Raw genomic sequence first — 26194 nt, 5'->3', positions numbered from 1 at the left:
GCAAGGCCAGGACGCCATCGGAGCCCCGCGCACAACACCAGACTCATCGGGCGCCGCTTCTCGCCCGAGGACACCGACCAGAAATAAGGTTACGAACCGTGCGTACGTACACCCCGAAGCCCGGCGACATCCAGCGTGACTGGTACGTCGTCGACGCGACCGACGTCGTCCTGGGCCGCCTGGCCAGCCAGGTCGCCACGCTCCTGCGCGGGAAGCACAAGCCGACCTTCGCGCCGCACGTCGACGGCGGTGACTTCGTCATCGTCATCAACGCGGACAAGGTCGCCCTCTCCGGCAACAAGCGCGAGGACAAGCTCGCCTACCGCCACTCCGGCTACCCGGGCGGCCTCCGCGCCGTCCCGTACGGCGAGCTCCTGGAGAAGAACCCGGAGCGGGCCGTGGAGAAGGCCGTCCGCGGCATGCTTCCCAAGAACTCGCTCGGGAGCGAGCAGCTCAAGAAGCTGAAGGTCTACCGCGGTGCGGAGCACCCCCACGCGGCCCAGACCCCGCAGCCTTTCGAGATCACCCAGCTTTCGCAGCAGGCCTGAGCCGCTGCCCGATGCCGAGCGAAGGAAACACCGTGGCTGACACCACCGTCGACACCGAGCTGGACGAGAACACGCCCAGCAACTACACCACCGAGACCGCTGCCCCCGTGGCCAACGGCGGTCAGTCCATCACTGCCCCGGGCCAGGCCCTGGGTCGCCGCAAGGAGGCCGTGGCGCGCGTGCGTCTCGTCCCCGGCACCGGCCAGTGGAAGATCAACGGCCGCACCCTCGAGGACTACTTCCCGAACAAGGTGCACCAGCAGCTCGTCAACGACCCGCTGAAGCTGGTCGAGGTCGAGGGCCGCTTCGACGTCGTCGCCCGCATCTCGGGTGGCGGCCCGTCCGGGCAGGCCGGCGCGCTGCGCCTGGGCATCTCGCGCGCGCTCGACGCGATCGACCGCGACGCGAACCGTGCGGCCCTGAAGAAGGCCGGCTTCCTCACGCGCGACGCCCGCGCCGTGGAGAGCAAGAAGGCCGGTCTCAAGAAGGCCCGCAAGGCTCCGCAGTACTCGAAGCGCTGATCCGTCGCTTCCGCGCACGGCCCCGTCGGCACCTGCCGGCGGGGCCGTCCGCATCTCCGGCGCCGGTCGGGTACCCCGTCACCGGCCGTGGCCGGGGCGCACTACGATCGAGCGAGTGTCACCGAGGAAGGACGAGGCGATGGGACGACTGTTCGGCACCGACGGTGTCCGAGGTCTGGCGAACCGTGACGTGACGGTCGAGCTCGCGCTCGACCTCGGCAGCGCCGCCGCGCACGTGCTGGCCGCCCGGACCGACACCGGCCACCGGCCCAAGGCCGTCATCGGGCGCGACCCCCGCGCCTCCGGCGAGTTCCTGTCGGCCGCCGTCACGGCCGGCCTCGCGAGCTCGGGAGTCGACGTCGTGGACCTGGGCGTGGTGCCCACCCCGGCGCTCGCGCACCTCGTCAGCGCGATGCAGGCCGACCTGGGCGTCATGGTCTCCGCCTCGCACAACCCGATGCCCGACAACGGCATCAAGTTCTTCACGCGTGGCGGCCTCAAGCTCGACGACCGGGTCGAGGACGAGATCGCGGCGAACCTCGGTGCCGAGCGGACGCGCCCGGTCGGCGCCGAGGTCGGCCGGATCCGGTCCGACTCCGGCATCGCCGCCCAGCAGTACGTCCAGCACCTGACGGCCAGCGTCGGCACGACGCCGGACCACCGGCCGCTCGACGGGTTGCGGATCGCCGTCGACGCCGCCAACGGCGCGGCGAGCCAGGTCGGCCCGGAGGCGCTGCGTGAGGCCGGCGCCGACGTCGTCGTCATCAACGCCAGCCCCGACGGGCGCAACATCAACGAGAAGGCGGGTTCCACCCACCCGGAGCAGCTGCAGGCCGTCGTCGTGGCCGCGGAGGCGGACTTCGGCGTGGCGTTCGACGGCGACGCCGACCGCTGCCTCGCCGTCGACCACGGCGGGGTGCTGGTGGACGGCGACCAGATCCTCGGCATCCTGGCGCGGTCGTTGCGTGACGAGGGTCGGCTGCCCGGTGACACGCTCGTGGTCACCGTGATGAGCAACCTCGGCCTGCTGCTGGCCATGAAGGACTCCGGGATCGCCACGCTGCAGACCGCCGTGGGCGACCGCTACGTGCTGGAGGAGATGCGGTCCGGCGGCTACGGGCTCGGGGGCGAGCAGTCGGGGCACATCATCCTCGCCGAGCACGCCACCACGGGCGACGGCGTGCTGACGGCCCTGCACCTGGCCGCCCGCGTCAAGGCCACCGGGCGTCGGCTGGCCGACCTCGCCGACGAGATCCCGCGCCTGCCGCAGACCCTCGTCAACGTCAAGGGCGTCGACAAGGGTCGCGCGGACGACGACGAGGTCCTGCTCGCCGCCGTCGCCCACGCCGAGTCGCTCCTCGGCGAGACCGGGCGGGTGCTCCTGCGCCCGTCCGGCACGGAGCCGGTGGTCCGCGTCATGGTCGAGGCGGCGTCCCAGACGCAGGCGGACGGCGTCGCCGAGACCCTCGCCGCCGTCGTGCGGGAGCAGCTCGCGCTGTGACCGGTTGGACGGGGCAGCCGGTCCCCGCGCTCGTCGAGTCGGTCTCCGAGCTGCTCGACATCGCCTGGGCGCACCCGGACCGACCGGGGGTGCTGCCGATCGTGCAGGCCGGAGACCCGGTGCTCCGCCGTCCGGCCGCCGTCTACGACGGACAGCTCGGCGACCAGCTCGGCCGCCTGCTGGAGACGATGCGCCGCACCATGCACGCGGCCCCCGGGGTCGGGTTGGCCGCTCCGCAGATCGGCATCGGGCTCGCGATCGCCGTCTGCGAGGACGCCGGGGTGCCGGGGGACGAACGCGAGCGCACCCCGTTGCCGTTCCGCGTGCTGGTCAACCCTCGTTACGAGGCGCTGCCCGACGGCGGGACGACCGGCGGGCTCGGAGCCGACGGTGCCGCTCCGGCGCGCGTCGCCTACTTCGAGGGATGCCTGTCCGTGCGCGGCTGGCAGGCCGTGGTGGCGCGCCCCCGGGCGGTGCGGCTCGTCGCCCGGGACGAGACGGGCTCCGCGGTGGACGAGGTGCTGACGGGCTGGCCCGCGCGCATCGTCCAGCACGAGACGGACCACCTGGGTGGGCGCCTCTACCTCGACTCCGCCGAGCCACGCTCGCTGACCTCCGACGACAACCTCGCCCGGTACTGGGCCACTGGACCCGATCCGGCGCCCGCCGCCGAGGGTCTCGGTTTCGACCTGCCCTGACCTCTCCGGTGGCGCCGTCGTGCGCCGGGTGTGAATCCGCTGTGAACGTTCGTCGTTCAGGGGACACCCCGGGACATCCCCGATGCCGCGGGAGCCACCCGGCCTCTACGCTGGTGCACGGCACCGATCGGTGCCGCCCGCCGCCGGGCCGTGCCCGGCCGACGAACGAGGAACCGCGTGCCGGCCGTCACCGCCTTTCTGGAGCAGCTCGAGGGATGGATCCTCGAGATGGCCGCGTCCCTGTGGATCTACCCGGCCATGTTCGTCTCGGCGTTCGTGGACGGGTTCTTCCCGCCGATCCCGAGCGAGTCGGTGCTCGTCACGCTCGTGATCTCGGCCCAGGCGACCGGCCTGCCGTGGCTGTGGCTCGTCGTGCCCGTCGCGGCCGTCGGAGCCTGGTCGGGTGACCAGGTGGCCTACCTCATCGGACGGCGGTACGGCACTGAGCGCCTCGCGGGGATGCGCAGCGCACGGGGTCGCAAGACCGTCTCCTGGGCGCGCCGGGCGCTGGCGCGGCGCGGTGCCGCCTTCATCATCGCGGCACGCTACGTCCCGGTGGGTCGCGTGGCGGTCAACATGACCGCCGGTGCGCTCGGCTACCCGCAACGGCGGTTCATGACCTTCTCCGGGGTCGCGGCCGTGCTGTGGGCGGGGTACTCGACGCTGATCGGGATCGCGGCCGCCGAGGTGCTGGGACACGACCCGCTGCTCGCGATGGTCGTCGGGGTCGTGGGTGGCGGTCTGCTCGGGCTGATCGTGGACCGTGTGGTGCAGAGGTTCACCCCGCGCGAGGAGGTGCTCGACGAGATGCGCGAGGCCGCTCCCGTGGCGACCGCGCCGGAGTCCGAGCCCTCAGAGCTTGCGTAGCCGCAGCCGCTGCACCGAGTGGTCGGCGCCCTTGGTCATCACCAGGGTGGCGCGGCCGCGGGTCGGCAGGACGTTCTGCTCCAGGTTCACCGCGTTGATGGACTCCCAGATGCTCAGCGCGCGCTGCGTCGCCTCGGCGTCGGACAGCTCCGCGTAGCGGCGGAAGTACGACTCGGGCCGGCTGAACGCCGTCCGCCGCAGCTTGAGGAAGCGGTCCACGTACCACTGGCGGATGTTGCGCGTGCGGGCGTCGACGTAGATCGAGAAGTCGAAGAAGTCGTTGACGGCCACGGTGGAGCCGTCGGAGGCCGACGGGCGCGCCGGCTGCAGCACGTTCAGGCCCTCCACGATGAGCACGTCCGGCTTGTGCACCACCGTCTCCGCGTCCGGCACGATGTCGTACACCACGTGCGAGTAGACCGGGGCGCGGACCTCCGCCTGGCCGGCCTTGATCCTCGACAGGAACCGGATGAGCGCGCGGCGGTCGTAGGACTCGGGGAACCCCTTGCGCTCCATGAGCCCGCGGCGGTCGAGCTCGGCGTTCGGGTAGAGGAAGCCGTCGGTCGTGATCAGCTCGACGTGGGGCGTCTCCGGCCAGCGGGCCATCATCTCGCGCAGCAGCCGCGCCGTCGTCGACTTGCCGACGGCCACCGAACCCGCGACACCGATGACGAACGGGGTGCGGGGCGGATCCTCGCCCAGGAACGTCGAGGTGGCCTGGTGCAGCCCGGCCGTCGCCGTGACGTACAGGTTCAGCAGGCGCGACAGCGGACGGTAGACGGCGTCCACCTCCGCCAGGTCGATCGGGTCGCCCAGGCCGCGCAGTCGGGTGACGTCCTCGTCCGTCAGGGGCAGCGGCGTCTGCTCCGACAGCCGGCTCCAGGTGGCGCGGTCGAAGTCCACGTACGGCGACGCCGGCGCGAAGCGGGACAGGTGCTCGCTCAACGGGTGCGGCGGCACGGGGCCGCCGGGTACGGGGTGGGGCGAGCTCGTCGAGGTCACCTGGCCGATTCTGCCCGAGTCCCGGGGGCAGGGCGCAATCCGCCCCACCGGGCCGGACGGGCTCCCGGACGCCCGCGGGTAGACTCCCGCGCATGTGCGGCATCGTGGGATACACCGGTTCGGTTCGTGCCGAGGGGCAGGGCGGGACCGGTCTGCCGGCCTCCTCGGAGCGTCCCCTCGAGGTGGTCCTCGGAGGCCTCAAGCGGCTCGAGTACCGCGGCTACGACTCGGCCGGTGTCGCGCTGGTCGGTCCCGGCCGGGACACCGCGGCCTCCGCGAAGAAGGCGGGCAAGCTGGCGAACCTCGTCGCCGAGATCGAGGCGACGCCCCTGCCGGCCGCGACGGCCGCCGTCGGGCACACCCGCTGGGCCACGCACGGCGGCCCGACCGACGTCAACGCCCATCCGCACCTGGCGGACGACGGACGCCTCGCCGTGATCCACAACGGCATCATCGAGAACTACGGGGAGCTGCGCGAGGGGCTGGAGCGAGACGGCGTCTCCTTCCTGTCCGACACCGACACGGAGGTCGCCGCGCAGCTCCTGGCACGCGAGTACCGCGCGGCCGGGGACCTCACCGCCGCGATGGCCGCCACGGCCCGTGCGCTCGAGGGCACGTTCACGCTGCTGGCCGTCCACGCCGACGCCCCCGAGACGGTCGTCGGCGCCCGCCACGACTCCCCGCTGGTCGTGGGCCTGGGCGAGGGCGAGAACTTCCTGGGGTCCGACGTCGCGGCGTTCGTCGCCTACACCAAGGAGGCCCTGGAGCTCGCCCAGGACCAGGTGGTGACGATCACCCCCGGTGCCGTCGCGGTGACGGACTTCGCCGGCCGCCCCGCCGAGGGCAAGCGGTTCACCGTGGACTGGGACGCCGCGGCCGCCGAGAAGGGCGGGTTCGACTCGTTCATGGACAAGGAGATCCACGACCAGCCGCAGGCGGTGGCCGACACCCTGCTGGGCCGCACCGACGCCTCGGGGCGGATCGTGCTGGACGACCTGCGCATCGACGAGTCCGTGCTGCGCAGCGTCGACAAGATCATCGTCATCGCCTGCGGCACCGCCGCGTACGCGGGGCACGTGGCCAAGTACGCGATCGAGCACTGGTGCCGCATCCCCGTCGAGGTCGAGCTGGCCCACGAGTTCCGCTACCGCGACCCGATCGTCGACGAGCGCACCCTGGTGGTGGCGATCTCCCAGTCCGGCGAGACCATGGACACCCTCATGGCCGTGCGCCACGCGCGGGAGCAGGGCGCCAAGGTCGTGGCGATCGTCAACACCAACGGGTCCACGATCCCGCGCGAGTCCGACGCCGTGCTGTACACCCACGCCGGGCCCGAGATCGCCGTCGCCTCGACCAAGGCCTTCCTCGCCCAGATCACGGCCGCCTACATCCTGGGCCTCTACCTGGCCCAGCTGCGGGGGAACAAGTTTCCCGACGAGGTCGCGCTCCTCTTCGACGAGCTGCGGAACATGTCGCGCAAGGTGCAGACCGTCATCGAGCGCGGCGAGTACGTGCGGGCCACCGCCCGGTCCATGTCCGCGGCCGACAAGGTGCTGTTCCTCGGCCGGCACGTCGGCTACCCCGTGGCGATGGAGGGGGCGCTCAAGCTCAAGGAGCTCGCCTACATCCACGCCGAGGGGTTCGCGGCCGGCGAGCTCAAGCACGGACCCATCGCCCTGGTCGACGCCGGGCAGCCGGTCTTCGTCGTCGTGCCGTCCCCGCACGGCCGCGACCAGCTGCACTCCAAGGTGGTCTCGAACATCCAGGAGATCCGGGCGCGCGGCGCTCGCACGCTGGTGATCGCCGAGGACGGCGACGACGAGGTGCTCAAGCACGCCGACGAGGTCTTCTGGATCCCGCGCGCCCCCACGCTGATGCAGCCGCTGCTCGCCGTCGTCCCGCTGCAGATCTTCGCGATGGCCCTGGCCACGGCCAAGGGGCTGGACGTCGACCAGCCGCGCAACCTGGCGAAGTCCGTCACGGTCGAGTGAGGCCGGTGACCACGTGATCATCGGGGTGGGGATCGACGTCGTCGACGTCGACCGGTTCATGGCGACGCTCGAGCGGACGCCGCGGCTGCGGGAGAAGCTGTTCACGGAGGCAGAGCGCGACCTGCCGCCGTCGTCGCTCGCCGCCCGGTTCGCGGCCAAGGAAGCCATCGCCAAGGCGCTGGGTGCCCCGGGGAACATGCACTGGCACGACGCGACGGTGCACCGGATCGTGGGCGGCCCGCCGCAGGTCGAGCTGCGCGGCACCGTGCTCGCTCGTGCCGAGGAGCTCGGCGTGGCGCACTGGCACCTCTCGATCTCCCACGACGCCGGGATCTCCTCCGCGATGGTCGTCGCCGAGGGCTGATCCCCTCTCGTCCCCGAGCACGCCGTGGGGCCCGTCCGGTCACGCTGACGGGCCCCACGGCGTGCTCGGGGACCAGGGGTGGGGTCAGTCCTGGAGCTCGGGGATGACCTGCCGCTGGAAGAGCTCGATCTGGTCCCGGTCGCGTGCGGCGTCCGCGAAGTAGGTGATCGCGTACGTCATGCCGCGGGACTTCATCTCGGTGAGCTTCTCCACGAGCTGCTCGGGCGTGCCCACCATGAGCCCGTGCCGCCACAGCGAGCTCTCGCGGTGCCCCTGCTCGCCGGGTGCGTACTTCGCGAAGTGGGCGTCGACCCAGGCCAGCTTGTCGTCGATCTCGGCCTGGTTCTCGCCGATTACCACGTTGTAGTTGGCCGACCGCGTGATCTCGCCGAAGTCACGCCCGACGTCGGCGCAGTGCTGCTCGAGGATGCGCGACTTGTGGTCGAACTCCTCGGGGGTGCCGGAGAAGTTCGTGTACTGGGCGTGCTGCGCGGCGATGCGCAGGGTCTTCTTCTCCCCGCCACCGGCGATCCACAGCGGGATGCTCGGCACCTCCGCCCCGCCGTCGCCCACGGGGAGCTGCTGCAACGGCTGCGGGTAGCACAGCGCGCCGTCGACCTGGTACCGCTGACCGTCGAACGTGCCGGAGGACCCGGTGCGCCACATGCGCTCCATGATCTGCACGCCCTCGTCCAGGGCGCGCAGTCGCTCGCCCGCACGGGGGAAGCCGTAGCCGTAGGCCCGCCACTCGTGCTCGTACCAGCCGGCCCCGATGCCCATCTCGACGCGGCCGCCGGAGATCGCATCCACCGTGGAGGCGACCTTGGCCAGGTAGGTGGGCTCGCGGTAGGCCATGCACGTGCACATCTGCCCCAGCCGCACGCGCTGCGAGGCCGCCGCGAACGCCGCCATCAGCGACCAGGCCTCGTGCGTGGCCTCGGTGCTCGGCACGGGGACGGTGTGGAAGTGGTCGTAGACCCACACCGACTCCCAGGCCCACTCGCCGCCGGGGACGGCCTCGCCGGCCGCCGCGTTGTCGGCGTAGTGCAGGAGGGAGAGCATCGTCTCCCAGTGCTGCTCCGGCGGGACGTCCGTGAGGGACATGCGCCAGCCTTGCGGGATGAACAGTCCGAATCGCATGGCCAGAGCCTATTCCTCTCGCTGCGCCCGCGCCCGTGTCGCGGGAGGATGCCAGACATGATCCGTGCCTGGTCCGCTGCCGACGTCCGCGCCGCCGAGGAACCGCTGCTGCGGGCGGGGGTGCCGCTCATGCAACGCGCCTCCTTCGCCCTGGCGGTGCAGGTCCTGGCCGACCTGCGTGCCCGACGACGGACCCTGCGGGGCGCTCGCGTCGCCGTCCTGGCCGGGTCGGGCAACAACGGGGGCGACGCGCTGCACGCGGGTGCGGTGCTCGCGGGGCGCGGCCTGCACGTCCACGCGGTGCTGACCGGGCAGCGCACGCACGCAGGGGGTCTGGACGCCCTGCGGTCGGCCGGCGGTCGCGTCGTGGATCTCGCCGCGGCGCCTGACCGGCTCGGGGCGGCGGCCCGGGACGTCGCCGGGGCCGACGTCGTGCTCGACGGACTGGTCGGGATCGGGGCCTCCGGGGCGCTGCGGGGAGTCGCCGCCGAGATCGTCACCGCCGTGGACGCCCTCACCCCCGCTGTGGGCATGAAATCTGCAGGCATGGAACGATCCATGCGTGCAGATTTCATGCCCACAGCGGGGGTGGGTGCGGCGAACAGCGGGGCGGCCGCGGGTGGGCGGCCGTGGATCGTCGCCGTCGACACCCCCTCGGGCATCGGGGTCGACGACGGGACCGTCCCCGGGCCCGTGCTGGCCGCCGACCGCACGGTGACGTTCGGCGCCGCCAAGCCGGGGCTGCTGCTCCCGCCGGCGGCCCACCTGGCCGGTGAGGTGACCGTCGTCGACATCGGGCTGAGCCTCGAGCGGCCTCCCGAGGTGCACCGGCTCGATCCCGCCGACGTGGCGTCGAGATGGCCGGTCCCGGGCCCCGCCGACCACAAGTACACCCGGGGCGTCGTCGGACTCGTGGCGGGGACGTCCACGTTCCCCGGGGCCGCCGTGCTCGCGGCCTCGTCCGCCGTGCGCACCGGCGTCGGCATGGTGCGCTACCGCGGTCCGGCGACCGTAGCCCGCGCGGTGCTCTCCGCCCGGCCCGAGGTGGTCACCGCGCCGGGCCGGGTGCAGTCGTGGATCGTCGGGCCGGGGGTCCCGCCGGCGGCCGACGACGCGGACGACGGTCAGTCGGACCGTGGGCGGGCCGGGCTGGCCGCAGCGCGCGGCGAGCTGGCCGGGCTGTCGCGCGGTCCCGTCCCCGCCGTCGTCGACGCCGGGGGCCTGGGGCTCGTGGCGGAGTCGTGCCCGCCGTGGTTCGTCCTGACGCCGCACGCCGGGGAGCTGCGCACGGTGCTGCGGCGGCACGGTGAGGACGTCCACCGGGTCGAGATCGAGGCGGAACCGATGCGGTGGGCGCGGCGGGCGCACGAGCTCACCGGGGCGACGATCCTGCTCAAGGGCGCCGTCACGGTGGTGGTGGGGGCGGGCGTCACCTATGCGCAGGCCGACGCACCGGCCTGGCTGTCCACCGCCGGGGCGGGCGACGTCCTGTCGGGGATCCTGGGCACGATGCTCGCCGGACGGTCGGCCGAGGTGGTCGCGGACCCGGCGCTGGCCGCCGAGGTCGCCGCCGGTGCCGCCGTGGTGCACGGCCTCGCGGCCCAGCGGGCGAACCCGGGCGGGCCGGTGGCCGCCCTGGACGTGGCCGAGGCCGTGCCCGGCACCGTGGCGGAGCTGCTGTCCCTGCGGTGAGCCGGTGACCGGCACGAAGGCTCCGACCTGTGATGGGATCGGGCCATGGACGAACCGGCGCCCCGCGGACCGTCGGACGGGGGCATCGATGGCCTCGAGATCCGCGAGGCGACGATCGCCGACCTCGCCGCGGTCGCGCGGGTCGACGCCGCCGCCGGCAGGCCCACGCACGTCGAGGGGCTGCGCGCGGCGGTCCTCGACCCGGACCGCCTCGTGGTCGTCGCCCGGGCCGGGGACGTCGTCGTCGGCTGGGCCAAGACGCACCTGTTCGGCCGGTCCGACGGCGTGGCCCCCGCGGGGCACTACCTCGGCGGGGTGACGGTGCACCCGGCGTGGCGACGACGGGGCGTCGGGACCGCGTTGACGGCGGTGCGCCTGGACTGGCTCGGCCCGGTCACCGACCGCGTCCACTACACGGTGAACGCCCGCAACACGGCCTCGATCGCCCTGCACCGTCGCTGGGGCTTCCAGGAGGTGGCCCGCGCGCCGTCGTTCCACCGGGTGCGGTTCGCGGGCGGGGTCGGCCTGCTCCTGACGTCGCGCACGTCCGCCCGCCACGTCGACGACGCCGGTCGGACACCCGTCCCCGGCGGCTGACCCGGTCCCGTCCTCAGCGCGGCAGGTGCTTCTCGATGACCTCGACGATCTGCGGGTCGTCGGGGACGGTCTTGGGGGAGTACCGGCGCACCTCGCCACCGGGCAGCACGAGGAACTTCTCGAAGTTCCACCGGATCCGGCCGTCGTGCCCGCCGGCGTCGGGCGTCTTCGTCAGCTCGGCGTACAGCGGGTGGGCGTTCCTGCCGTTGACCTTGACCTTGGAGACCACCGGGAACGTGACGCCGTAGGTGGTCGAGCAGAACTCTTCGATCTTCTCGTCGGTGGACAGCTCCTGCAGGAACTGGTTGGAGGGGAACCCGACGACGGTGAACCCGCGGTCCGCGTAGGTCTTCTGCAGCTCCTCCAGCGCCGAGTACTGGGGTGTCAGCCCGCAGCGGGAGGCCACGTTGACCACCAGCACGACGTCCTCGCGGTGCTCGGCGAGCGTGGCCGTCGTGCCGTCCATGCGGTCGAAGGGGATGTCGTAGATGTCCATGGCCCCCATCCTCGCCCCTGGCGAACCGGACGGCTAGGTCCGGTCCGGTGCGGCGTCGTGCCCGGTGCGCCCCGACCGGTGCCGCCGCCACCAGGTGGACGCGCCGGCGAGCCCCAGGACCACCACGAGCACCGCGAGGAGCCCCGCCCCGCCGAGGTCCTGCGCGATCGAGGCGAGCCAGCGCTGCACCGAGGACGCGGCGGCCACCACCGGGTCGCCCCCGGCGCCGCCGGCCAGCACCCGCAGCTCCCAGAACCCGTACCAGGCCACGTACAGGCCGGCGACCAGCAGGATGCCGCCGCCGACGCGCGCGAGCACCGGACCGGCGCTCCGGGCCCGTCCCACGACCCCCGCCCCGGCCGTCGCGACGACGACGGCGGCCGTCCCCACGAGCAGCGCCATCCCGGCGGCGTAGGTGGCGAACAGGGCCACCCCCTGGAGCACCGACCCGGCGCGGAACGCCGTCACCACGACGGCGAGGAACGGCGCGATCGTGCAGGTCAGCGACGCCAGGGCGTAGGACGCGCCGAACCCGACCACCGACCACCAGCGGTCCGTGAGCGGCCTGCCGCTCCCGGTGCGCCGCAGGCGCAGGCCGGGCAGCTCCCGGCCGGCCAGCACCCAGACCCCCGCGGCGGCGAGCACCACGCCGAGGACCAGCGTGAACGCCGGCAGGTACCGCTGCACCGAGCTCGCGACCGGGGCCACGGCGAGCCCGAAGACCCCGAACACGGCGACGAACCCGAGGGTGAGCGCCGCCGTGGAGCGCAGCGCGCGCCCGACGGCGGCGGCCCGGCCGTCGTCGGGCCGCACCAGGGTGGCCAGGTAGGCGGGCAGGAGGGCGAACCCGCAGGGGTTGACCGCGGCCACCAGACCCGCGCCCAGGGCGAGCGCGAAGGCGCCGTCGCCGAGCACGCGCTCAGCCCGCGAGGTCGGCGACGACGGACTCGAGCTCGGTCTCCGGCACGGAGCCCTCGACGACGATCTCGCCGTCGGCGTCCAGGACCACGAACGTGGACTGCTGGGTCATGCCGAAGTGCTGCCAGACCTCGCCGGCGTCGTCCACCAGGTGCGTGATGCCGGAGATGTTCTTCTCGGCCATGTCGCTGATCGCCGCGGCGTCGTCGAGCCCGCCGACGCCCACGACCGCCACGTCGTCGCCGTAGTCCTCGGCCAGCCCCGTCACGGTGGGGATCTGCATGATGCACGTGGGGCACCAGGGCGCCCAGAACCACAGCACGGCGGGGGAGCCCTCCAGGGACGAGCCCTCGAACGTGCCGCCGTCCAGCGTGGTGGCGGTGAAGTCGTAGACGGCGTCGGTGGACGTGTCCTCGGCCATGTCCTCGGCCGTCTCGTCGTCGGCCATGTCCTCGGACGCGTCGTCCATCGGCTCGGAGGCGGTGTCCTCGGCGGCCCCGGAGGCGGGCTCGGCGGTCTCGGGGTCGGCGGCGCATCCCGCGAGGGCGAGGGTGGCGGCTGCGGCCAGGGCCACGGCAGTGTGGTGCGGTCGGCGGTTCATACCTCCAGTCTCGTCCGCCGCCCCGGCCTCGCACAGGCCCGCGTGCCTTACAGGGTGGTGACGGCACGGGACAATGACCGCATGCCACGCGTGCCTGCCTCCCCGGACCCGACGCCGCCGCGTCGCGGCCCGCGCAAGCACGTCCCGCCGCTGCCGGTGCGCGACGGCCTCAACCCCACGCGCTTGGTCCTGCCGCACGACGCCGCCACGGTGGCCCGGCATCCCACGGCGCTCGGCTACCTGCTGGCCCGGTTCGCCGACGACGGCGCCCGCCTGCGCGAGAAGGTCGCGGCCGGCGAGGTCGTCACGGGCGACGGCGCCCCGGTCACCGCCGACACCCCGTACGAGCCGCGCGGTTTCCTCTACCTGTACCGCGACCCGCCGTCCGACGAGCCGGACGTCCCCGCGCTGGACGAGCTCGAGGTGCTGCACCGCGACGAGAACCTGCTGGTGGTCGACAAGCCGCACCTCGTGGCGACGATGCCCCGCGGGCGGTGGGTCACGCAGACCGTGCTGACGTACCTGCGCCGCACGCTCGACCTGCCCGACCTGGTCCCCGCCCACCGGCTCGACCGCCCGACGGCGGGCGTCCTGGTGCTCACGGTGCGGCCCGCGGTGCGCGGCGCCTACCAGCTCGTCTTCCAGGAGCGCCGGGCCCGCAAGGTCTACGAGGCCGTCGCTCCGTTGCCGGACGGCGGCGCCGTGGACGACGACGGCGCACCGCCGTTCCCCCGCACGGTGCGGTCGCGCATCGTCAAGCGCCGCGGCGTCGTGCGCGCCGAGGAGGTGCCGGGCGAGGCGAACGCCGAGTCGTGGATCGACCTGGTGGACCGCGACGAGACGCGAGGTCTCGGGCTGTACCGGCTGGAGCCCCGCACCGGCAAGACCCACCAGCTCCGGCTGCACCTGGCGTCCCTGGGACTGCCGATCCTGCACGACCCGTTCTGGCCCGAGCTCCGCGCGGACGCCCCGGACGACCCGGAGCGTCCGCTGCAGCTCCTGGCGCGCTCGCTCGCGTTCGACGACCCGCTGACCGGAGAGCCCCGGCGGTTCGTCTCGCGGCGCCGGCTCGCCGAGTGGTCCGGGCCGCCCGGACGACCGGACGTGCCCGGCACGCGCGCGGAGCCTGCGGGTCCCCTCGGGGACGAGTGAGAGAATCGCGGGCGTGACCTTCCCGCCCTTCCCCGACGGTGCACCCGCCCGTGCCGTCGTCGACCTCGACGCCGTCACCGACAACGTGCGCGCCCTGCGCGGCCACGCGCCGTCGTCGGCCCTCATGGCCGTCGTCAAGGCCGACGGGTACGGGCACGGCATGCTCCCGGTGGCCCGCGCGGCGCTCGCGGGCGGCGCGACGTGGCTCGGGGTGGCGACGGCGGAGGAGGCGCTGGCGCTGCGTGCCGGGCTCGGCGGGGTGGACGCGCGGGTGCTGGTGTGGCTGCTCGCCCCCGGTGCGCCGTTCGCGGACCTGGTCCGCGCGGACGTCGACGTGACCGTCGCGGCGCCGTGGGCGCTCGAGGAGGCCGTGGCCGGTGCCCGCGCTGCCGGACGGACCGCACGGGTGCAGCTCAAGGTCGACACCGGGCTGTCCCGGGGCGGCGTGACGATGGGCGACCTGCCGGGCGTGCTGCGACGCGCGGCCGCCGCCGAGGCGTCCGGGGAGCTGCGGGTGGTCGGCGTGTTCTCCCACCTGGCGTGCGCGGACGAGCCGGGCCACCCCTCGATCGCGCGCCAGGCCGCCGCGTTCGACGCGGCGCTGGGTCTGGTCGAGGGCGCCGGCCTGCGGCCCGAGGTGCGGCACCTGGCGAACTCCGCGGCGACCCTGACCCGACCCGACCTGCACCACGACCTGGTGCGCACGGGCATCTCGATGTACGGCATGGCGCCGGGTCCGCTGCTGGGCGCGCCGGGGGAGCACGGGTTGCGCCCCGTGATGACGTTCCAGGCGCGGTTGGCCAACGTCAAGCAGGTCGCGGCCGGCGAGGGCGTCTCCTACGGCCACCTGTACACGACCGCGCAGGACACCACCGTCGGGCTCGTCCCGGTCGGGTACGGCGACGGCGTGCCGCGCCACGGCTCGGGCGGGTCGGCGGGACCGGGCGGACCCGTCGCCGTCGGCACGGGGACCGACGCCCGCGTGCTGCGCGTGGCCGGGCGGGTGTGCATGGACCAGCTCGTGCTGGACCTCGGCCCGGGCGCGGCCGAGCGCGCGGGCGACGTCGTGACCCTGTTCGGCTCCTCCGACGGCGTCGCCCACGGGGCGACCGTGCCGAACGCCCAGGACTGGGCCGACGCCGCCGGCACCATCAGCTACGAGATCGTGACCCGTCTCGGCACCCGCGTCCCGCGGGTCTACCTGGGCGACCACCGACCGACCGAAGGAGAGGCGCAGCCGTGAGCGACGCCGTCGTGCAGACCGAGACCGACCTGCCGGACGCGGAGACCACCCGCGCGCTCGGCGCCGCCCTGGCCGGGGTGCTGCGGGCCGGGGACCTGGTCATCCTCACCGGGGACCTCGGTGCCGGGAAGACCACGCTGACCCAGGGGCTCGGCGCCGCGCTGGGGATCCGCGGCCAGGTGGCGTCCCCGACGTTCATCGTGGCGCGCGAGCACCCGCCGCTACCCCGCGCCGACGGGACGTCGGGGCCCGCGCTGGTGCACGCGGACGCCTACCGGCTCGGGGACCTGTCCGAGCTGGACGCCCTGGACCTGGACTCGTCCCTGGCGGACTCCGTGACCGTCGTCGAGTGGGGCCGCGGCCTGGCCGAGGCGCTGACCGAGGACCGGCTGGAGATCGACCTGGAGCGGCCCCGCGGCGGCGACGTGGACCTGGACGCCCCCGAGGCCGGGGTCCGGCACGCCGTGCTGCGGGGCGTCGGGCCGCGCTGGGCGGGTGTCGACCTGGCGGCCCTGCTGCCGGGCTGATCCCGCCGGAGCCCCGCCGTGGCCGCGTCGGCATCGGGTGCCGCGCGCCGTAGGCTGGGACCGTGCCAGTTCTCGCTCTCGACACCTCCGCGGCCGTGGCCGTCGCACTCGTGGACGACGACGGCGGTCGCCTCGCCGCACGCACGTCCGACGAACGCCGGCGGCACGCCGAGTCCCTCGCCCCGCTGGTCGCCCAGGTCCTCGACGACGCCGGCCTGGAGCGCACCGACCTGACCGCCGTCGTCGGCGGCACCGGCCCCGCACCCTTCACCGGGTTGCGGGTCGGCCTGGTCACGGCGCGCACCCTGGCCCTGGCCCTGGACATCGAGCTCCTCGGGGTGCCCAGCATCGACGCGCTGGCCGTCCAGGCGGTCGCCGACCTCGGCCTGCAGCCGGGCGACGAGGTCCTCGCGGCCTCCGACGCCCGCCGCAAGGAGGTGTACTGGTCCCGCTACCGCGTCGTCGCGCACGAGGGCCCGCACGGTGTGCCCGTCGTCGAGACGCTGCTCGGCCCCGACGTCGGGCGGGCGGCCGACGTCGCGGCCAACCACCTCGGTGCGGCACCGGACGGGGGCCGGCTCGTCGTCGTCGGCGAGGGCGCCGCGCTGTACGCGGACCACCTGCCGCCGGACGAGGACGCCCCCCTGCTGCCGGACGCCACCGTCCTGGCCCGGCTCGCCCTGGCGCGCCGGGCGGCGGGGGAGGACCTGCCGACCGAGCCGCTCTACCTGCGCCGGCCGGACGTGCAGGAACCGGCCGGCGCCCGGCGGGCGCTCGGGGGTGCACGATGACGGACAACCCGTTGGCGGTGCGGCTGCGCCCCCTGGGCAGCGCCGACTTCGACCGCGTGCTGGAGCTGGAGCACGAGCTGTTCGGTCCGGGAGCCTGGACCTACGGGATGCTCGCGGACGAGCTCGCCGGCCTCGGCCGCTGGTACGTCGTGGCGGAGCCCGCCGACGCCGCCGAGCGCTACGGCGTCGGACGGCGGCCCGTGATCGGCTACGCCGGGCTGTGGTTCGACGGCGAGGTCGCCCAGGTGATGACCCTCGGCACCGCCCGCAAGTACCAGAGCCGCGGCGTGGGGCGCGCGCTGCTGCAGGCCCTCGTCGACCGGTCGCGCGCCCTGCGCGCCCGGGCGCTGTTCCTGGAGGTCGCGGTGGACAACGCGCACGCGATCGCGCTGTACGAGCAGTTCGGGTTCGAGCGGCTCACGATCCGCAAGCGGTACTACCAGCCCGAGGACAAGGACGCCTGGACGATGCGGATGGACCTCGCCGCTGCCGGTGACCCGGACGCGCCGGACGCACCCGGCGGGTCGACGCCGGGCGACGGGGTGGGCGACGGCACGGAAGGCCGCGGGGACGCGGCGTGAGCGCACCGGAGGACGCCCGCCACGACGTGCTGGTGGACGTCGCCACGGTGGCGGCGGACCTGCAGCTCGGCGGCCTCGAGGACCCGGCCGGGGGAGCGCCCGTGCTGCTCGACGTGCGCTGGGAGCTCGGGCGCACGGACGGGCGCGAGCGCTACGCGGCCGGGCACCTGCCGGGGGCGGTGTACGTGGATCTGGAGACCGAGCTGGCGTCCGCGCCGTCGCCCGCCGAGGGGCGGCACCCGCTGCCCTCGGCGGCCGAGCTCCAGCAGGCGGCCCGCCGCTGGGGCGTGCGCCGGGACTCCCGGGTGGTCGTGTACGACGCCGTGGGCGGAACCTCGGCGGCGCGCGCCTGGTGGGTGCTGCGGTGGTTCGGGCACCGCGAGGTCCGGCTGCTGGACGGCGGCCTGGCCGCATGGGAGCGCGCCGGGTTGCCCCTGGAGACGGGGGAGACGGTCCGGGAGCCGGGTGACGTCGTCGTCCACCCCGGCGGGATGCCGGTGCTGGACGCCGACGACGCCGCGGACCTGGCGCGGGCCGGGGTGCTGCTCGACGCGCGCGCGGCGGAACGCTACCGCGGCGAGGTCGAGCCGGTGGACCCGCGCGCGGGGCACGTTCCCGGCGCGGTCTCGGCGCCCACGACCGGCAACCTCGCCGACGACGGGACGTTCCGCACGACGCCGGAGCTCGCCGAGCGCTTCGCCGGCCTGGGAGCGACGGGCCGGGGCGAGGTCGGCGTCTACTGCGGCTCGGGGGTGACGGCCGCGCACGAGGTCGCGGCGCTGGCCGCGACCGGGGTCACCGCCGCGCTGTACCCGGGCTCGTGGTCGCAGTGGTCGAACGACCCGAACCGCCCCGTCGCCACGGGCGGCTGACCGCCGCACGGATGTTGTGGGTATGAAATCGACGGCCCTGGATCGATCCAGGACCGTCGATTTCATACCCACAACGTGCGGGGTCGGTCAGAGAACCTCGGCGACCTGCTCGAAGCTCAGCCGCGGGTTGCGGGGGTACGGCGAGCCCTCGCCCTCGGCCTCGCCGACGTTGACGACCATGAGCGACTGCCAGCCGGACTCGCCGAAGAACTCAGCATCGATGCCGGCGGTGTCCATGCCGTTCATCGGGCCCGCGGCCAGGCCGACGGCGCGCAGCGCCACGATGACGTAGCCCGCCTGGATCAGGGCGTTGAACCGCGCCATGTCGCCGCGCTGCTCGGCGGCCGGGGCGAGCTGCTCGCGGATGCCCGGGTAGACGGGGAAGAGCTCGTCCAGGTGCTCGTGGAACGCCGGGTCCGCCGCCAGCACGAGGGAGACGGGCGCCGCCTCGACCTTCGGCTTGTTGCCGTCCGCCATGTGCGCCACCAGGCGCTGCTTGGCCTCCGGGGACCGGACGACGAGCCAGCGCAGGGGCAGCGTGTTCATCGCCGTCGGGCCGAGCTTGGCCAGGTCCCAGGCGGCCTCGAGCCGGGCGTCGGACACCTCGGCGTCGGACCACTGCGAGGTGGTGCGAGCGGTGCGGAAGATGCGGTCCGCGGCCGCCTCGTCGATGGCGAGGGGCGTGGACTCGAGAAGCGTGTCGGTCATGCTCCGGGCAACAGATCGATGCAACCGGATGATTCCGGCAAGTGCCGTGACGTCCACCACAGGTCACAGCTCGGTGAGCAGCTCGAAGTCGACGCCGTCGGCACGCGCCAGGTAGAGCCGCTGGTCGGCGTGGTTGCCGGCGAACTGCATCGGACCGCGCGGACCCTCGTACACCAGACCGTCCACCGAGCGGTCCGTCGCGGCCACCGTCGCGCTCCCGGCTCGCTGCACGATCGAGCGCAGCGCGAAGATCCCCTCGTAGCAGGCCTCTGCGGCAGCCCCGACCGCCGGTGCGTGACTCCCGTGATGGGCCACGTAGCGGCCGATCAGGTCGAGCGCCTCCCCGGTCGCCAGGCTCCGGAACCACCCGCCGGCCGAGTACAGGTCCGCCGTCGCTCCTGCCCCGCTGCCCAGCAGCATGTTCTCCTCCATGAGCGTGCTCAGCCGCACCACGCGCTCGTGCAGGCCGCGGCGGGCGAACCCGCGGTTGAAGCGGATCCCGTTCTGCCCCACCATCAGCAGCAGGACGCCGTCCGCCCGGGCGGCCTCGACCGCGTCGAGCGTCGCGGCGAGCTGCGCTGCCGAGGCGCCCGTCGCCGGGAGGAACCGCGCCCCCGCGAACCGGGCGTCGAGCTCGGCGATCTGCTGCGAGAGCACGCGGAACGTCCCCCGTGGCCAGGCGTAGTCGTCGCCGACGACGAACCAGCGCCGCACCCCGCGGGTGGCGCGGAGCCGGCGGATCGCCGGGAAGAGCTGGGCCGAGGGCACCTCGCCGGTCACGTAGAGGCCGGACCGGGTCTCCTCGCCCTCGTAGGCCGCGGGGTAGACGTACGGCACGCGTTCCTGGACCACGGGCACGACGGCGTTGCGCACGGCCGAGGTGTGCCATCCGGTCAGCGCGTGGAGCCGGCCGGCGTCGAGGGCCCTACCGAGCTGGTGCCGCAGGCTGTTCGTGGGCTGCCCGGCGTCGATGAGCTCGGCGCGCACCGGGCGGCCGAGGACCCCGCCGGTCGCGTTGATCTCGGCGACGGCGAGCTCGGTGACGGCCTGGCACGACGGGCCGTAGATCCCTCCCGGTCCCTGGAAGTGCAGCAGGACGCCGACGACGAAGTCAGACATCTCGTCCCGTCCATGCGGGGGACCCGCAGGCCCCGGCCTGTGTTGGCGGGTATTCTACGAGCACACGGAGGAAGTGATCAGCATGCGGACACCACGCGAGACGGTCGGGGACACCGGCGTCGAGTCGGCGCTGGCTGCCGCCGTGCTGCGCGAGTCCGTGCTGGGTGCGCGCCGCGCCTCCCGCCGCGCCGGCGAGGTGCTCCGTTCCGAGGGGTTCACGCTCGACGAGTGGCTCGTCCTCGACACGCTGGACTCGACCGGGGAGCCCGACGGCCTGACGATGTCGGAGCTGCGGGAGGCCACCGTCACCGACAAGGCGACCCTGGGTCGCCGGGTCGACGCCCTGGCGACCAACGCCCTGGTCTTCCGGGAGGTCGACGGCCTCGACCGCCGGGTGATCCGGGTCTACCTCTCCGCGCGCGGCCGGGACGTGCTGTCACGCCTCACGGCGCGACTGGCGCAGGACTAGCGCCCCGGTCCCCCAGGCCGCCAGCAGCACGACCGTGAGCACCACGCCGTACGGGTCGAGGTTCGCTGCCGCCCCCGGGACGGCAGCCGCCGCCGGTACGTGCTCGGCCAGGGTCTGGAGCAGCGTGACGGTGGCGATGACGAACGCTGCCAGTGCCGACACCGCGGTGACGACGACGTCGTAGCGCACCCGCCGCCGCCCGTGCGGCGTGGTGCGGGCCGAGGTGTACACGCGGCGGGCGACCGCCCCCTGGGCGGAGTCGAGCAGGGACATCCCGGCGGCGAAGAGCAGCGCGAGCGGCAGCGCCGCGTACCAGCTGTCGTGGTCCAGCGTCGTCGCGGCGGCGATCGAGAGCAGGCCGATCGAGGTGGCGGTGTCGAACCCGAGCCCGAACAGCAGGCCGACGCCGTACATCCGGCGTGGCCGGTCGGTGGCCCACTCGACCCGACGCAGCAGCCAGGTGACCGGGCCCCCGCCCACCGGCCGGTCCGACGGCGGGACCCCGGCGCGGCCGACCGTGCCGGGGTCCGCGGGGCGCAGCGCCCGGCGCAGCAGCACGACGTTGACGGTGCCGATGACGAGCAGGAACGTGCCGGCGACGAGCGGCCCCCACACACCGGTGACGCGGTGCAGCATCGAGCCCTCGTCGTCGAGCAGAGGTGCCAGCGCTCGGACGCCCGCCGTGAGCAGCAGCGCCGCCACCAGCACGACCGTCGAGTGCCCGAGGGAGAACCACAGCCCCACACCGCGCGCGTCGCGCTCGGTCCGGACCAACCGACGGGTGGTGTTGTCGATCGTGGCGATGTGGTCCGGGTCGAACGCGTGCCGCAGGCCCAGCCCGTACGCGGTGAGGCCGAGCGTGAGCAGCACGGCGGTCTCGCCCCCCGTCAGGACGGCGACGACCGCCAGCCCGGTGACGCCGGCGGCGTGCAGGCTCGCGACGACCGGGACGGTCACGCGCCGGCGGACCGGCTCGGTGGCGGTGGTGGTCATCTCTCCTCCAGGGGGTGTCGAGGGTCGAGCGCACGCTCGACGGGGCTGAGGTGGACGGACGGGCCGAGCCACCGGGTGAGGGCGCCGCCGCGGTCCAGACGCAGCGTGACCGCGCCGTCGACCGGGGCGGCGACCGCTGCCCGGGAGGCAGACCCGGCCGGGAGGTCGGACTCGTCGGTCCCGTCCAGCACCGTCAGGGTGTCGAGGACGCGGTGGCCCCCGAGCACGCCGGGGACGGGACTCCTGCCCGCGGCGACCACCTCCTCGACCAGCAGCGGACCGGCGTCGTCGTGCAGGTCGCTGCGCAGCACGACCCGCCCGCCGCGCTCACCGTGGCGGCCCAGCACGACGGTCTCGCGCAGCACCAGGCGCGTCCGCGCACCCGCCGCGACCGTGGTCGACCGGGTCACGTCGGCGCCGTCGGACACCACGAACGGCATCCCGTACCACTCCAGCCGTGCGTCGTCGCCGAGCCGTACCTCCACGTCCCAGCGGCAGGCCGCGCCCTCGCCGTCGTAGGCGACGGTCCCGCCGACGTCGGTGATCCGCAGCCGGCATCCCGCGGCGACGTCGACCCGGACCACGACGTGGTCGCCGCCCAGCAGCATCGCCCCCGTGGCCACGAGGGCGACCTCGGCGCGGTCCGCCGTCCGCCCGACGGTCCGCACGGCGAGCAGACCGTCGGAGGCGACGACCCGCACGGGTGCCCCGGGCCGCTCCGGCCGGGTGACGCCGACGGCGGTCGTCACCCGGGTCTCAGGCCGTGGCGGCGTGGTCGTGGTCATGGGCGTGCCCGGGCTCGTGGTGGTGCGCGTCGTCGCCGTCGGCGTGGCTGTGGAGCACACCGTCGCCCTCGTCGGCGTGGAAGTGGGGCGCCATCGGCCCCGGGTCCTGGGCCACGTGCTCGCCGCCCCGGTAGGCCGCCAGGACACCGAGAACCCAGGTGCGCAGGGCCGCGACGGAGGCGTCGTCGGTGCGGGACAGGGCGACGACGGCGCGTCCCTCGCGGGCGGCGGTGGCGTCGTCGACCATCTGCTCGACGTCGACGCCCACGTAGGGCGCCAGGTCCGTCTTGTTGACCACCAGCAGGTCGGCCCGGCCGATCCCGGGGCCGCCCTTGCGGGCGACGTCCCCGCCGCCCGCGACGTCGAGCACGAAGATCTGGGCGTCCACCAGCGCGGGGGAGAAGGTCGCGGTGAGGTTGTCGCCGCCGGACTCGATGACGACGAGGTCCAGCGGGTCGAAGTCGGCGGCCAGGTCCTCGGCGGCCAGCAGGTTCGCGGTCACGTCGTCCCGGATCGCGGTGTGCGGGCACGCCCCCGTCTCCACGGCTCGGATGCGCTCCGGGTCCAGGACCCCGGCCGACCGCAGGAACCGGGCGTCCTCGTCGGTGTAGATGTCGTTGGTGATGACACCGATCTCCAGCTCGTCGGCCAGCGCACGGCACACGGTGGCGATCAGCGACGACTTGCCCACCCCGACGGGACCGGCGACGCCGAGGCGTAGCGGGCGCGCAGGGGCCGACGGTGCCGGCGGGACGGCGGTGGCGGGGGCGGTCGGTGGCACAGGGTTCTCAGGCACGGAACAACCTCTGGGTCTGGAGGGCGTGGGTCTCGGCCCAGCCCTCGGTCTGCGGGGCTCCGGAGGCGGGGATCGACTCCGGGGTGGTACAGGTGGCGACACGGGGCACGTGAGGTTCCGCGGCGGCGCACGCGTCCAGGACCCACCGCGCGGAGACGAGGGGGTCCGACGGCTCGAGCTTGAGCAGGGCGGAGGCCGCCGTCTGCGCGTCGTCGTACACGGTGAGGCGCACGACGTCGGCGGGCGGCAGGCCGGACGCCGCGGCGACCGCGCCGAGCACGACGGCGCGGGGAATCCCGCCGTCGCGGGCCGCGAGCGCCGTCGCGGCGGCCACGGCCGGATGGCCGCCCCAGAGCGCCCTGGCCACGCGCAGGTAGCCACGTCCGAGCAGGCGGGCGGCGTCGCGCAGCGCGGCCGACGGTGTCCGCGCGGCCCAGGCGCGGCCCACGGCGGCGAGCGCGACGGCGCCGGCGTCGGGGTCGTCGTGCGGCGCCCGCGCGCCGGTGGTCAGGGCATGGGCCGCGACGACGGCGGTGCCCGCCTCGACGAGGCTGACCGTCGTCGCGCGGCCCACCATCCAGGCCGGGACCTGCGACGCCGGCAGCCCACCCAGGAGCGCGGGTTCCAGGCTCGCCGAGTGCGCGTGCCCGCCACCCGGCAGGCGGGCGTCGGCCAGCAGCAGGGCGACCGACGTGGGATCGGGCGCGGTCGGGCTCACCGGGGCACCGACGGGCGTGCCCGGCAGGGGGAGGAGCGTCGCGGAGGTCACGGGCGGGCCTAGAACATCGAGTAGAGCTGCGCCAGGGGCAGCCTCGCGGCGGGTGCGGGCTCGACGACGTCGCCGTCGATGCGGATCTCGAACGTGTCCGGCCGGATGTCGATGCGGGGCAGGACGTCGTTGTTGCGCATCGCGGACTTCCCGATGCCGCGCGTCGAGGTGATCGGCGCCAGCCGCCGTCGCAGGCCGAGCCGGTCGGCCAGGCCGTCCTCGATCGCGGCGGGGGCGACGAAGGCGACCGAGACGTCGGCGGCGATCGCGTCCCCGAAGGCGGGACGCTGCAGCACCGGCTGCGGGGTGGGGATCGAGGCGTTCGGGTCGCCGAGCGCCGCCCACGCGATGACGCCGCCCTTGATCACCAGCTCGGGCCGGATCCCGAAGAACCGCGGGTCCCACAGCACCAGGTCGGCCAGCTTGCCGGGCTCCACCGAGCCGATCTCGCCGTCGACCCCGTGGGCGATCGCCGGGTTGATCGTGTACTTGGCCACGTAGCGCCGGGCCCGCTCGTTGTCGGCCGGCTCGCTGTTCCCGAGCGACCCGCGCCGGTGCTTCATGACGTGGGCCACCTGCCAGGTCCGCGCGATCACCTCGCCGATGCGCCCCATCGCCTGCGCGTCCGAGGAGGTGATCGAGATCGCGCCCATGTCGTGCAGCACGTCCTCGGCGGCGATGGTGGTGGCACGGATCCGGGACTCGGCGAACGCCAGGTCCTCGGGGACGGCCGGGTTGAGATGGTGGCAGACCATGAGCATGTCGAGGTGCTCGGCCACCGTGTTCACCGTGTGGGGCAGCGTCGGGTTGGTCGACCCCGGGATCACGTGCTCCAGGGACGCGATGGTCAGGATGTCCGGGGCGTGCCCGCCACCGGCCCCCTCGACGTGGTACGCGTGGATGCCGCGCCCGTCGATGGCGTCGATCGTGGACTGCACGTACCCGGCCTCGTTGAGCGAGTCGGAGTGCAGGGCGACCTGGACGCCCCACTCGTCGGCCGCGCGCAACGACGCGTCGATCGCGGCCGGCGTCGACCCCCAGTCCTCGTGCACCTTGTAGCTGCCCGCACCCGCCAGCGCCTGCTCCGCGAGGGCCTCGGCGCTGACGGTGTTGCCCTTGCCGAGCAGCAGGACGTTGAGGGGGACCGGGTCCAGCGCCCGGAGCGTCCTGCGCAGGTGCCACGCCCCCGGGGTCACGGTCGTGGCCTTGGACCCCTCCGAGGGCCCGGTGCCGCCGCCGGCGACGGTCGTGATGCCGGTGGCGAGCGCCTCGTGCAGCGCCGAGGGGGACAGCAGGTGCACGTGCGGGTCGAACCCGCCGGCGGTGAGGATCCGGCCCTCGCCGGAGATCACGTCCGTGGACGGACCGATGACCAGGTCCGGGTGCACGCCGTCGGCCACGTCCGGGTTGCCGGAGCGCCCGAGCGCCACGATGCGGCCGTCGCGCAGCCCGACGTCGGCACGCACCACACCCCACCAGTCGAGCACGACGGCGTTGGTGATCACCGTGTCGAGCGCACCCTCGGCACGGGTCCGGGTCGACTGTGCCATCGACTCGCGGATGGTCTTGCCGCCGCCGAACACCGCCTCCTCCCCGCCGGCGGTGCGGTCCTCCGCGATCTCGATCCACAGGTCGGTGTCGCCCAGCCGGACCTGGTCGCCGACGGTCGGGCCGTACAGGGCGGCGTAGCGCTCGCGGTCCACCCAGACCATCAGCGCACCGGCCCGGTGCCGGGAGTGCCGCTGCCGCCGTCGGACGGTGACCCGTACGGGGCCGCCGGTGCCGGGGCCACGGGCTCGATCTGCCCGTCGTCGGGCTTGTGCCGCTGGACGCCGGGCACGCGGCGTGCGCCGCGCAGCGCGACGGCGTCGACCTCCCGGCTGACGCCCGGCTCGAAACGCTGGGACGTCCCGGCCGGCACGTCGAGCCGGTAGCCGTGGGCGGCCGCGCGGTCGAGGTCGAGCGCGGCGTTGGCGTCGGGCAGGTGGAGGTGGGAGCCGATCTGGACGGGCCGGTCGCCGGTGTTCGTGACGACCAGCCGCAGTCGTTCGGTGGCGGTGCGGTCGGCGTTGAGCTCGATCCGGCCGGGGACGACGCGGACCGCGCCGGGGCCGGCGGTGCTGTGGGCGCTCACGGGTGCTCCTACGGGATCGGGTGGTGGAGGGTGACGAGCTTGCGGCCGTCGGGGAAGGTGGCCTCGACCTGGACGTCGGTGAGCATCTCCGGCACGCCGTCCATCACCTGGTCGCGCGTGAGGACGGCCGTGCCGTCGCGCATCAGCGCGGCGACGTCGGCACCCTCCCGGGCGCGCTCCAGCACCCAGCAGGACAACAGGGCCACGGTCTCGGGATGGTTGAGCCGGACGCCACGGTCCAGCCGGTCGCGGGCGACCATGCCGGCCACGGCGAGCAGCAGCTTCTCGGTGTCGGCGGGCGTCAGGTGCACGGCGCCCC

At 74.5% G+C, this 26194-nt stretch carries 30 protein-coding genes; 16 read left to right on the top strand and 14 right to left on the bottom strand.

Going from position 1 to position 26194, the window contains the following annotated elements; translation table 11 throughout:
* Positions 1-98 precede the first annotated feature (98 nt).
* The 5 genes from rplM to ACIQLL_RS00585 all read left to right on the top strand — a co-directional run bounded on the left by rplM (position 99) and on the right by ACIQLL_RS00585 (position 4135).
* Positions 99-548, top strand: coding sequence for a 50S ribosomal protein L13 (rplM, locus tag ACIQLL_RS00605; protein WP_402461826.1), 450 nt, complete (start codon positions 99-101; stop codon positions 546-548).
* A gap of 32 nt (positions 549-580) precedes the next feature.
* Positions 581-1069: a 30S ribosomal protein S9 gene (rpsI, locus tag ACIQLL_RS00600; protein ID WP_402461823.1), complete on the top strand. Its 489-nt coding sequence runs from the start codon at positions 581-583 to the stop codon at positions 1067-1069.
* 139 nt (positions 1070-1208) lie between these two features.
* On the top strand, positions 1209-2570 hold the full coding sequence (glmM, locus tag ACIQLL_RS00595; RefSeq protein ID WP_402464584.1) for a phosphoglucosamine mutase: 1362 nt from the start codon (positions 1209-1211) through the stop codon (positions 2568-2570).
* A complete protein-coding gene (locus ACIQLL_RS00590) occupies positions 2567-3268 on the top strand; it encodes a peptide deformylase (RefSeq protein ID WP_402461820.1) in 702 nt (233 codons plus the stop codon). The genes glmM and ACIQLL_RS00590 overlap by 4 nt, the downstream gene beginning before the upstream one ends.
* 177 nt (positions 3269-3445) lie before the next feature.
* Complete coding sequence (locus ACIQLL_RS00585) at positions 3446-4135, top strand: DedA family protein (protein ID WP_402461817.1); 690 nt, start codon at positions 3446-3448, stop codon at positions 4133-4135.
* Here ACIQLL_RS00585 and coaA read toward each other — a convergent pair.
* Positions 4121-5080: a type I pantothenate kinase gene (gene coaA / locus ACIQLL_RS00580; RefSeq protein ID WP_402464582.1), complete on the bottom strand. Its 960-nt coding sequence runs from the start codon at positions 5078-5080 to the stop codon at positions 4121-4123. The two genes, ACIQLL_RS00585 and coaA, sit on opposite strands and share 15 nt — an antisense overlap.
* Before the next feature lie 149 nt (positions 5081-5229).
* Here coaA and glmS point away from each other — a divergent pair, with 149 nt between their 5' ends.
* Together glmS and ACIQLL_RS00570 are read left to right on the top strand one after the other, a co-directional pair.
* Complete coding sequence (gene glmS, locus ACIQLL_RS00575) at positions 5230-7128, top strand: glutamine--fructose-6-phosphate transaminase (isomerizing) (RefSeq protein ID WP_402461814.1); 1899 nt, start codon at positions 5230-5232, stop codon at positions 7126-7128.
* A gap of 13 nt (positions 7129-7141) precedes the next feature.
* On the top strand, positions 7142-7492 hold the full coding sequence (locus ACIQLL_RS00570; protein ID WP_402461812.1) for a holo-ACP synthase: 351 nt from the start codon (positions 7142-7144) through the stop codon (positions 7490-7492).
* An 84-nt stretch (positions 7493-7576) separates the two neighbouring features.
* Here the strand turns inward: ACIQLL_RS00570 and ACIQLL_RS00565 are convergent, their stop codons facing one another.
* Positions 7577-8632, bottom strand: a complete 1056-nt coding sequence (locus tag ACIQLL_RS00565) for an LLM class F420-dependent oxidoreductase (RefSeq protein ID WP_402461809.1) — start codon at positions 8630-8632, stop codon at positions 7577-7579.
* Between the two features lie 57 nt (positions 8633-8689).
* Between ACIQLL_RS00565 and ACIQLL_RS00560 the strand changes: the two genes are divergently transcribed.
* Complete coding sequence (locus tag ACIQLL_RS00560) at positions 8690-10324, top strand: bifunctional ADP-dependent NAD(P)H-hydrate dehydratase/NAD(P)H-hydrate epimerase (protein ID WP_402461806.1); 1635 nt, start codon at positions 8690-8692, stop codon at positions 10322-10324.
* Between the two features lie 45 nt (positions 10325-10369).
* On the top strand, positions 10370-10921 hold the full coding sequence (locus ACIQLL_RS00555; RefSeq protein ID WP_402461804.1) for a GNAT family N-acetyltransferase: 552 nt from the start codon (positions 10370-10372) through the stop codon (positions 10919-10921).
* A 13-nt stretch (positions 10922-10934) separates the two neighbouring features.
* Here the strand turns inward: ACIQLL_RS00555 and ACIQLL_RS00550 are convergent, their stop codons facing one another.
* The 3 genes from ACIQLL_RS00550 to ACIQLL_RS00540 are packed head-to-tail and all read right to left on the bottom strand — an operon-like array spanning position 10935 to position 12936.
* Positions 10935-11417, bottom strand: a complete 483-nt coding sequence (locus tag ACIQLL_RS00550; RefSeq protein ID WP_402461801.1) for a glutathione peroxidase — start codon at positions 11415-11417, stop codon at positions 10935-10937.
* A 33-nt stretch (positions 11418-11450) separates the two neighbouring features.
* Complete coding sequence (locus tag ACIQLL_RS00545) at positions 11451-12332, bottom strand: cytochrome c biogenesis CcdA family protein (protein ID WP_402461798.1); 882 nt, start codon at positions 12330-12332, stop codon at positions 11451-11453.
* 4 nt (positions 12333-12336) lie between these two features.
* On the bottom strand, positions 12337-12936 hold the full coding sequence (locus tag ACIQLL_RS00540; protein WP_402461795.1) for a TlpA family protein disulfide reductase: 600 nt from the start codon (positions 12934-12936) through the stop codon (positions 12337-12339).
* Positions 12937-13017: 81 nt separating this feature from the next.
* On the opposite strand from ACIQLL_RS00540, the gene ACIQLL_RS00535 reads away from it, so the two are divergent.
* From ACIQLL_RS00535 to ACIQLL_RS00510, 6 genes are all read left to right on the top strand, one after another.
* Positions 13018-14088 (top strand): pseudouridine synthase, encoded by a 1071-nt coding sequence (locus tag ACIQLL_RS00535; protein ID WP_402461793.1) that lies wholly within the window; start codon positions 13018-13020, stop codon positions 14086-14088.
* A 4-nt stretch (positions 14089-14092) separates the two neighbouring features.
* On the top strand, positions 14093-15331 hold the full coding sequence (alr, locus tag ACIQLL_RS00530) for an alanine racemase (RefSeq protein WP_402464580.1): 1239 nt from the start codon (positions 14093-14095) through the stop codon (positions 15329-15331).
* A complete protein-coding gene (gene tsaE / locus ACIQLL_RS00525) occupies positions 15328-15858 on the top strand; it encodes a tRNA (adenosine(37)-N6)-threonylcarbamoyltransferase complex ATPase subunit type 1 TsaE (RefSeq protein ID WP_402461791.1) in 531 nt (176 codons plus the stop codon). The genes alr and tsaE overlap by 4 nt, the downstream gene beginning before the upstream one ends.
* A gap of 62 nt (positions 15859-15920) precedes the next feature.
* Entirely contained in the window at positions 15921-16649 is a 729-nt protein-coding gene (gene tsaB / locus ACIQLL_RS00520) for a tRNA (adenosine(37)-N6)-threonylcarbamoyltransferase complex dimerization subunit type 1 TsaB (protein WP_402461788.1), read from the top strand.
* Entirely contained in the window at positions 16646-17230 is a 585-nt protein-coding gene (gene rimI, locus ACIQLL_RS00515) for a ribosomal protein S18-alanine N-acetyltransferase (protein ID WP_402461786.1), read from the top strand. Before tsaB ends, rimI begins: the two co-directional genes overlap by 4 nt.
* Complete coding sequence (locus ACIQLL_RS00510; RefSeq protein ID WP_402461783.1) at positions 17227-18102, top strand: sulfurtransferase; 876 nt, start codon at positions 17227-17229, stop codon at positions 18100-18102. The genes rimI and ACIQLL_RS00510 overlap by 4 nt, the downstream gene beginning before the upstream one ends.
* An 87-nt stretch (positions 18103-18189) precedes the next feature.
* On the opposite strand, the gene ACIQLL_RS00505 is transcribed toward ACIQLL_RS00510, so the two are convergent.
* Positions 18190-18810, bottom strand: coding sequence for a malonic semialdehyde reductase (locus ACIQLL_RS00505; RefSeq protein ID WP_402461781.1), 621 nt, complete (start codon positions 18808-18810; stop codon positions 18190-18192).
* Positions 18811-18873: 63 nt separating this feature from the next.
* The gene (locus ACIQLL_RS00500) at positions 18874-19929 is read right to left on the bottom strand and encodes a substrate-binding domain-containing protein (protein ID WP_402461778.1); all 1056 of its coding nucleotides are present in this window, start codon (positions 19927-19929) and stop codon (positions 18874-18876) included.
* A gap of 82 nt (positions 19930-20011) precedes the next feature.
* Here ACIQLL_RS00500 and ACIQLL_RS00495 point away from each other — a divergent pair, with 82 nt between their 5' ends.
* The gene (locus tag ACIQLL_RS00495; protein ID WP_402461775.1) at positions 20012-20398 is read left to right on the top strand and encodes a MarR family transcriptional regulator; all 387 of its coding nucleotides are present in this window, start codon (positions 20012-20014) and stop codon (positions 20396-20398) included.
* Here ACIQLL_RS00495 and ACIQLL_RS00490 read toward each other — a convergent pair.
* Genes ACIQLL_RS00490 through ACIQLL_RS00460 form a run of 7 tightly spaced genes read right to left on the bottom strand, consistent with a single transcriptional unit; the run spans position 20366 to position 26186 of the window.
* On the bottom strand, positions 20366-21391 hold the full coding sequence (locus tag ACIQLL_RS00490) for a HoxN/HupN/NixA family nickel/cobalt transporter (protein ID WP_402461772.1): 1026 nt from the start codon (positions 21389-21391) through the stop codon (positions 20366-20368). The two genes, ACIQLL_RS00495 and ACIQLL_RS00490, sit on opposite strands and share 33 nt — an antisense overlap.
* Positions 21388-22140, bottom strand: coding sequence for an urease accessory protein UreD (locus tag ACIQLL_RS00485; protein WP_402461769.1), 753 nt, complete (start codon positions 22138-22140; stop codon positions 21388-21390). The genes ACIQLL_RS00490 and ACIQLL_RS00485 overlap by 4 nt, the downstream gene beginning before the upstream one ends.
* 7 nt (positions 22141-22147) lie before the next feature.
* On the bottom strand, positions 22148-22972 hold the full coding sequence (ureG, locus tag ACIQLL_RS00480) for an urease accessory protein UreG (RefSeq protein ID WP_402461766.1): 825 nt from the start codon (positions 22970-22972) through the stop codon (positions 22148-22150).
* The gene (locus ACIQLL_RS00475; protein WP_402461763.1) at positions 22965-23741 is read right to left on the bottom strand and encodes an urease accessory protein UreF; all 777 of its coding nucleotides are present in this window, start codon (positions 23739-23741) and stop codon (positions 22965-22967) included. The genes ureG and ACIQLL_RS00475 overlap by 8 nt, the downstream gene beginning before the upstream one ends.
* Positions 23742-23749: 8 nt before the next feature.
* Positions 23750-25453, bottom strand: a complete 1704-nt coding sequence (locus ACIQLL_RS00470) for an urease subunit alpha (RefSeq protein WP_402461760.1) — start codon at positions 25451-25453, stop codon at positions 23750-23752.
* Positions 25453-25875 carry an urease subunit beta gene (ureB, locus tag ACIQLL_RS00465; RefSeq protein WP_402461757.1) on the bottom strand — a complete coding sequence of 141 codons (423 nt, stop codon included), beginning with the start codon at positions 25873-25875 and terminating at the stop codon, positions 25453-25455. The genes ACIQLL_RS00470 and ureB overlap by 1 nt, the downstream gene beginning before the upstream one ends.
* 8 nt (positions 25876-25883) lie before the next feature.
* Positions 25884-26186, bottom strand: a complete 303-nt coding sequence (locus ACIQLL_RS00460; RefSeq protein ID WP_402461754.1) for an urease subunit gamma — start codon at positions 26184-26186, stop codon at positions 25884-25886.
* Positions 26187-26194 lie beyond the last annotated feature (8 nt).

Source organism: Isoptericola aurantiacus (assembly GCF_044769875.1).
Taxonomy (GTDB): Bacteria; Actinomycetota; Actinomycetes; order Actinomycetales; family Cellulomonadaceae; genus Isoptericola; species Isoptericola aurantiacus.
Note: the sequence above shows the minus strand (reverse complement) of the source record. Positions and strands in the feature narration are given on the sequence as shown.

Bases quoted from the DNA above. Each gene is read 5' to 3' on its own strand.
- glmM (WP_402464584.1), top strand. From the start codon at position 1,209: ATGGGACGACTGTTCGGCACCGACGGTGTCCGAGGTCTGGCGAACCGT.
- glmS (WP_402461814.1), top strand. From the start codon at position 5,230: ATGTGCGGCATCGTGGGATACACCGGTTCGGTTCGTGCCGAGGGGCAG.
- ACIQLL_RS00565 (WP_402461809.1), bottom strand. From the start codon at position 8,632: ATGCGATTCGGACTGTTCATCCCGCAAGGCTGGCGCATGTCCCTCACG.
- ACIQLL_RS00560 (WP_402461806.1), top strand. From the start codon at position 8,690: ATGATCCGTGCCTGGTCCGCTGCCGACGTCCGCGCCGCCGAGGAACCG.
- ACIQLL_RS00555 (WP_402461804.1), top strand. From the start codon at position 10,370: ATGGACGAACCGGCGCCCCGCGGACCGTCGGACGGGGGCATCGATGGC.
- ACIQLL_RS00550 (WP_402461801.1), bottom strand. From the start codon at position 11,417: ATGGACATCTACGACATCCCCTTCGACCGCATGGACGGCACGACGGCC.
- ACIQLL_RS00540 (WP_402461795.1), bottom strand. From the start codon at position 12,936: ATGAACCGCCGACCGCACCACACTGCCGTGGCCCTGGCCGCAGCCGCC.
- ACIQLL_RS00535 (WP_402461793.1), top strand. From the start codon at position 13,018: ATGCCACGCGTGCCTGCCTCCCCGGACCCGACGCCGCCGCGTCGCGGC.
- rimI (WP_402461786.1), top strand. From the start codon at position 16,646: ATGACGGACAACCCGTTGGCGGTGCGGCTGCGCCCCCTGGGCAGCGCC.
- ACIQLL_RS00505 (WP_402461781.1), bottom strand. From the start codon at position 18,810: ATGACCGACACGCTTCTCGAGTCCACGCCCCTCGCCATCGACGAGGCG.
- ACIQLL_RS00500 (WP_402461778.1), bottom strand. From the start codon at position 19,929: ATGTCTGACTTCGTCGTCGGCGTCCTGCTGCACTTCCAGGGACCGGGA.
- ACIQLL_RS00495 (WP_402461775.1), top strand. From the start codon at position 20,012: ATGCGGACACCACGCGAGACGGTCGGGGACACCGGCGTCGAGTCGGCG.
- ACIQLL_RS00490 (WP_402461772.1), bottom strand. From the start codon at position 21,391: ATGACCACCACCGCCACCGAGCCGGTCCGCCGGCGCGTGACCGTCCCG.
- ACIQLL_RS00470 (WP_402461760.1), bottom strand. From the start codon at position 25,453: ATGGTCTGGGTGGACCGCGAGCGCTACGCCGCCCTGTACGGCCCGACC.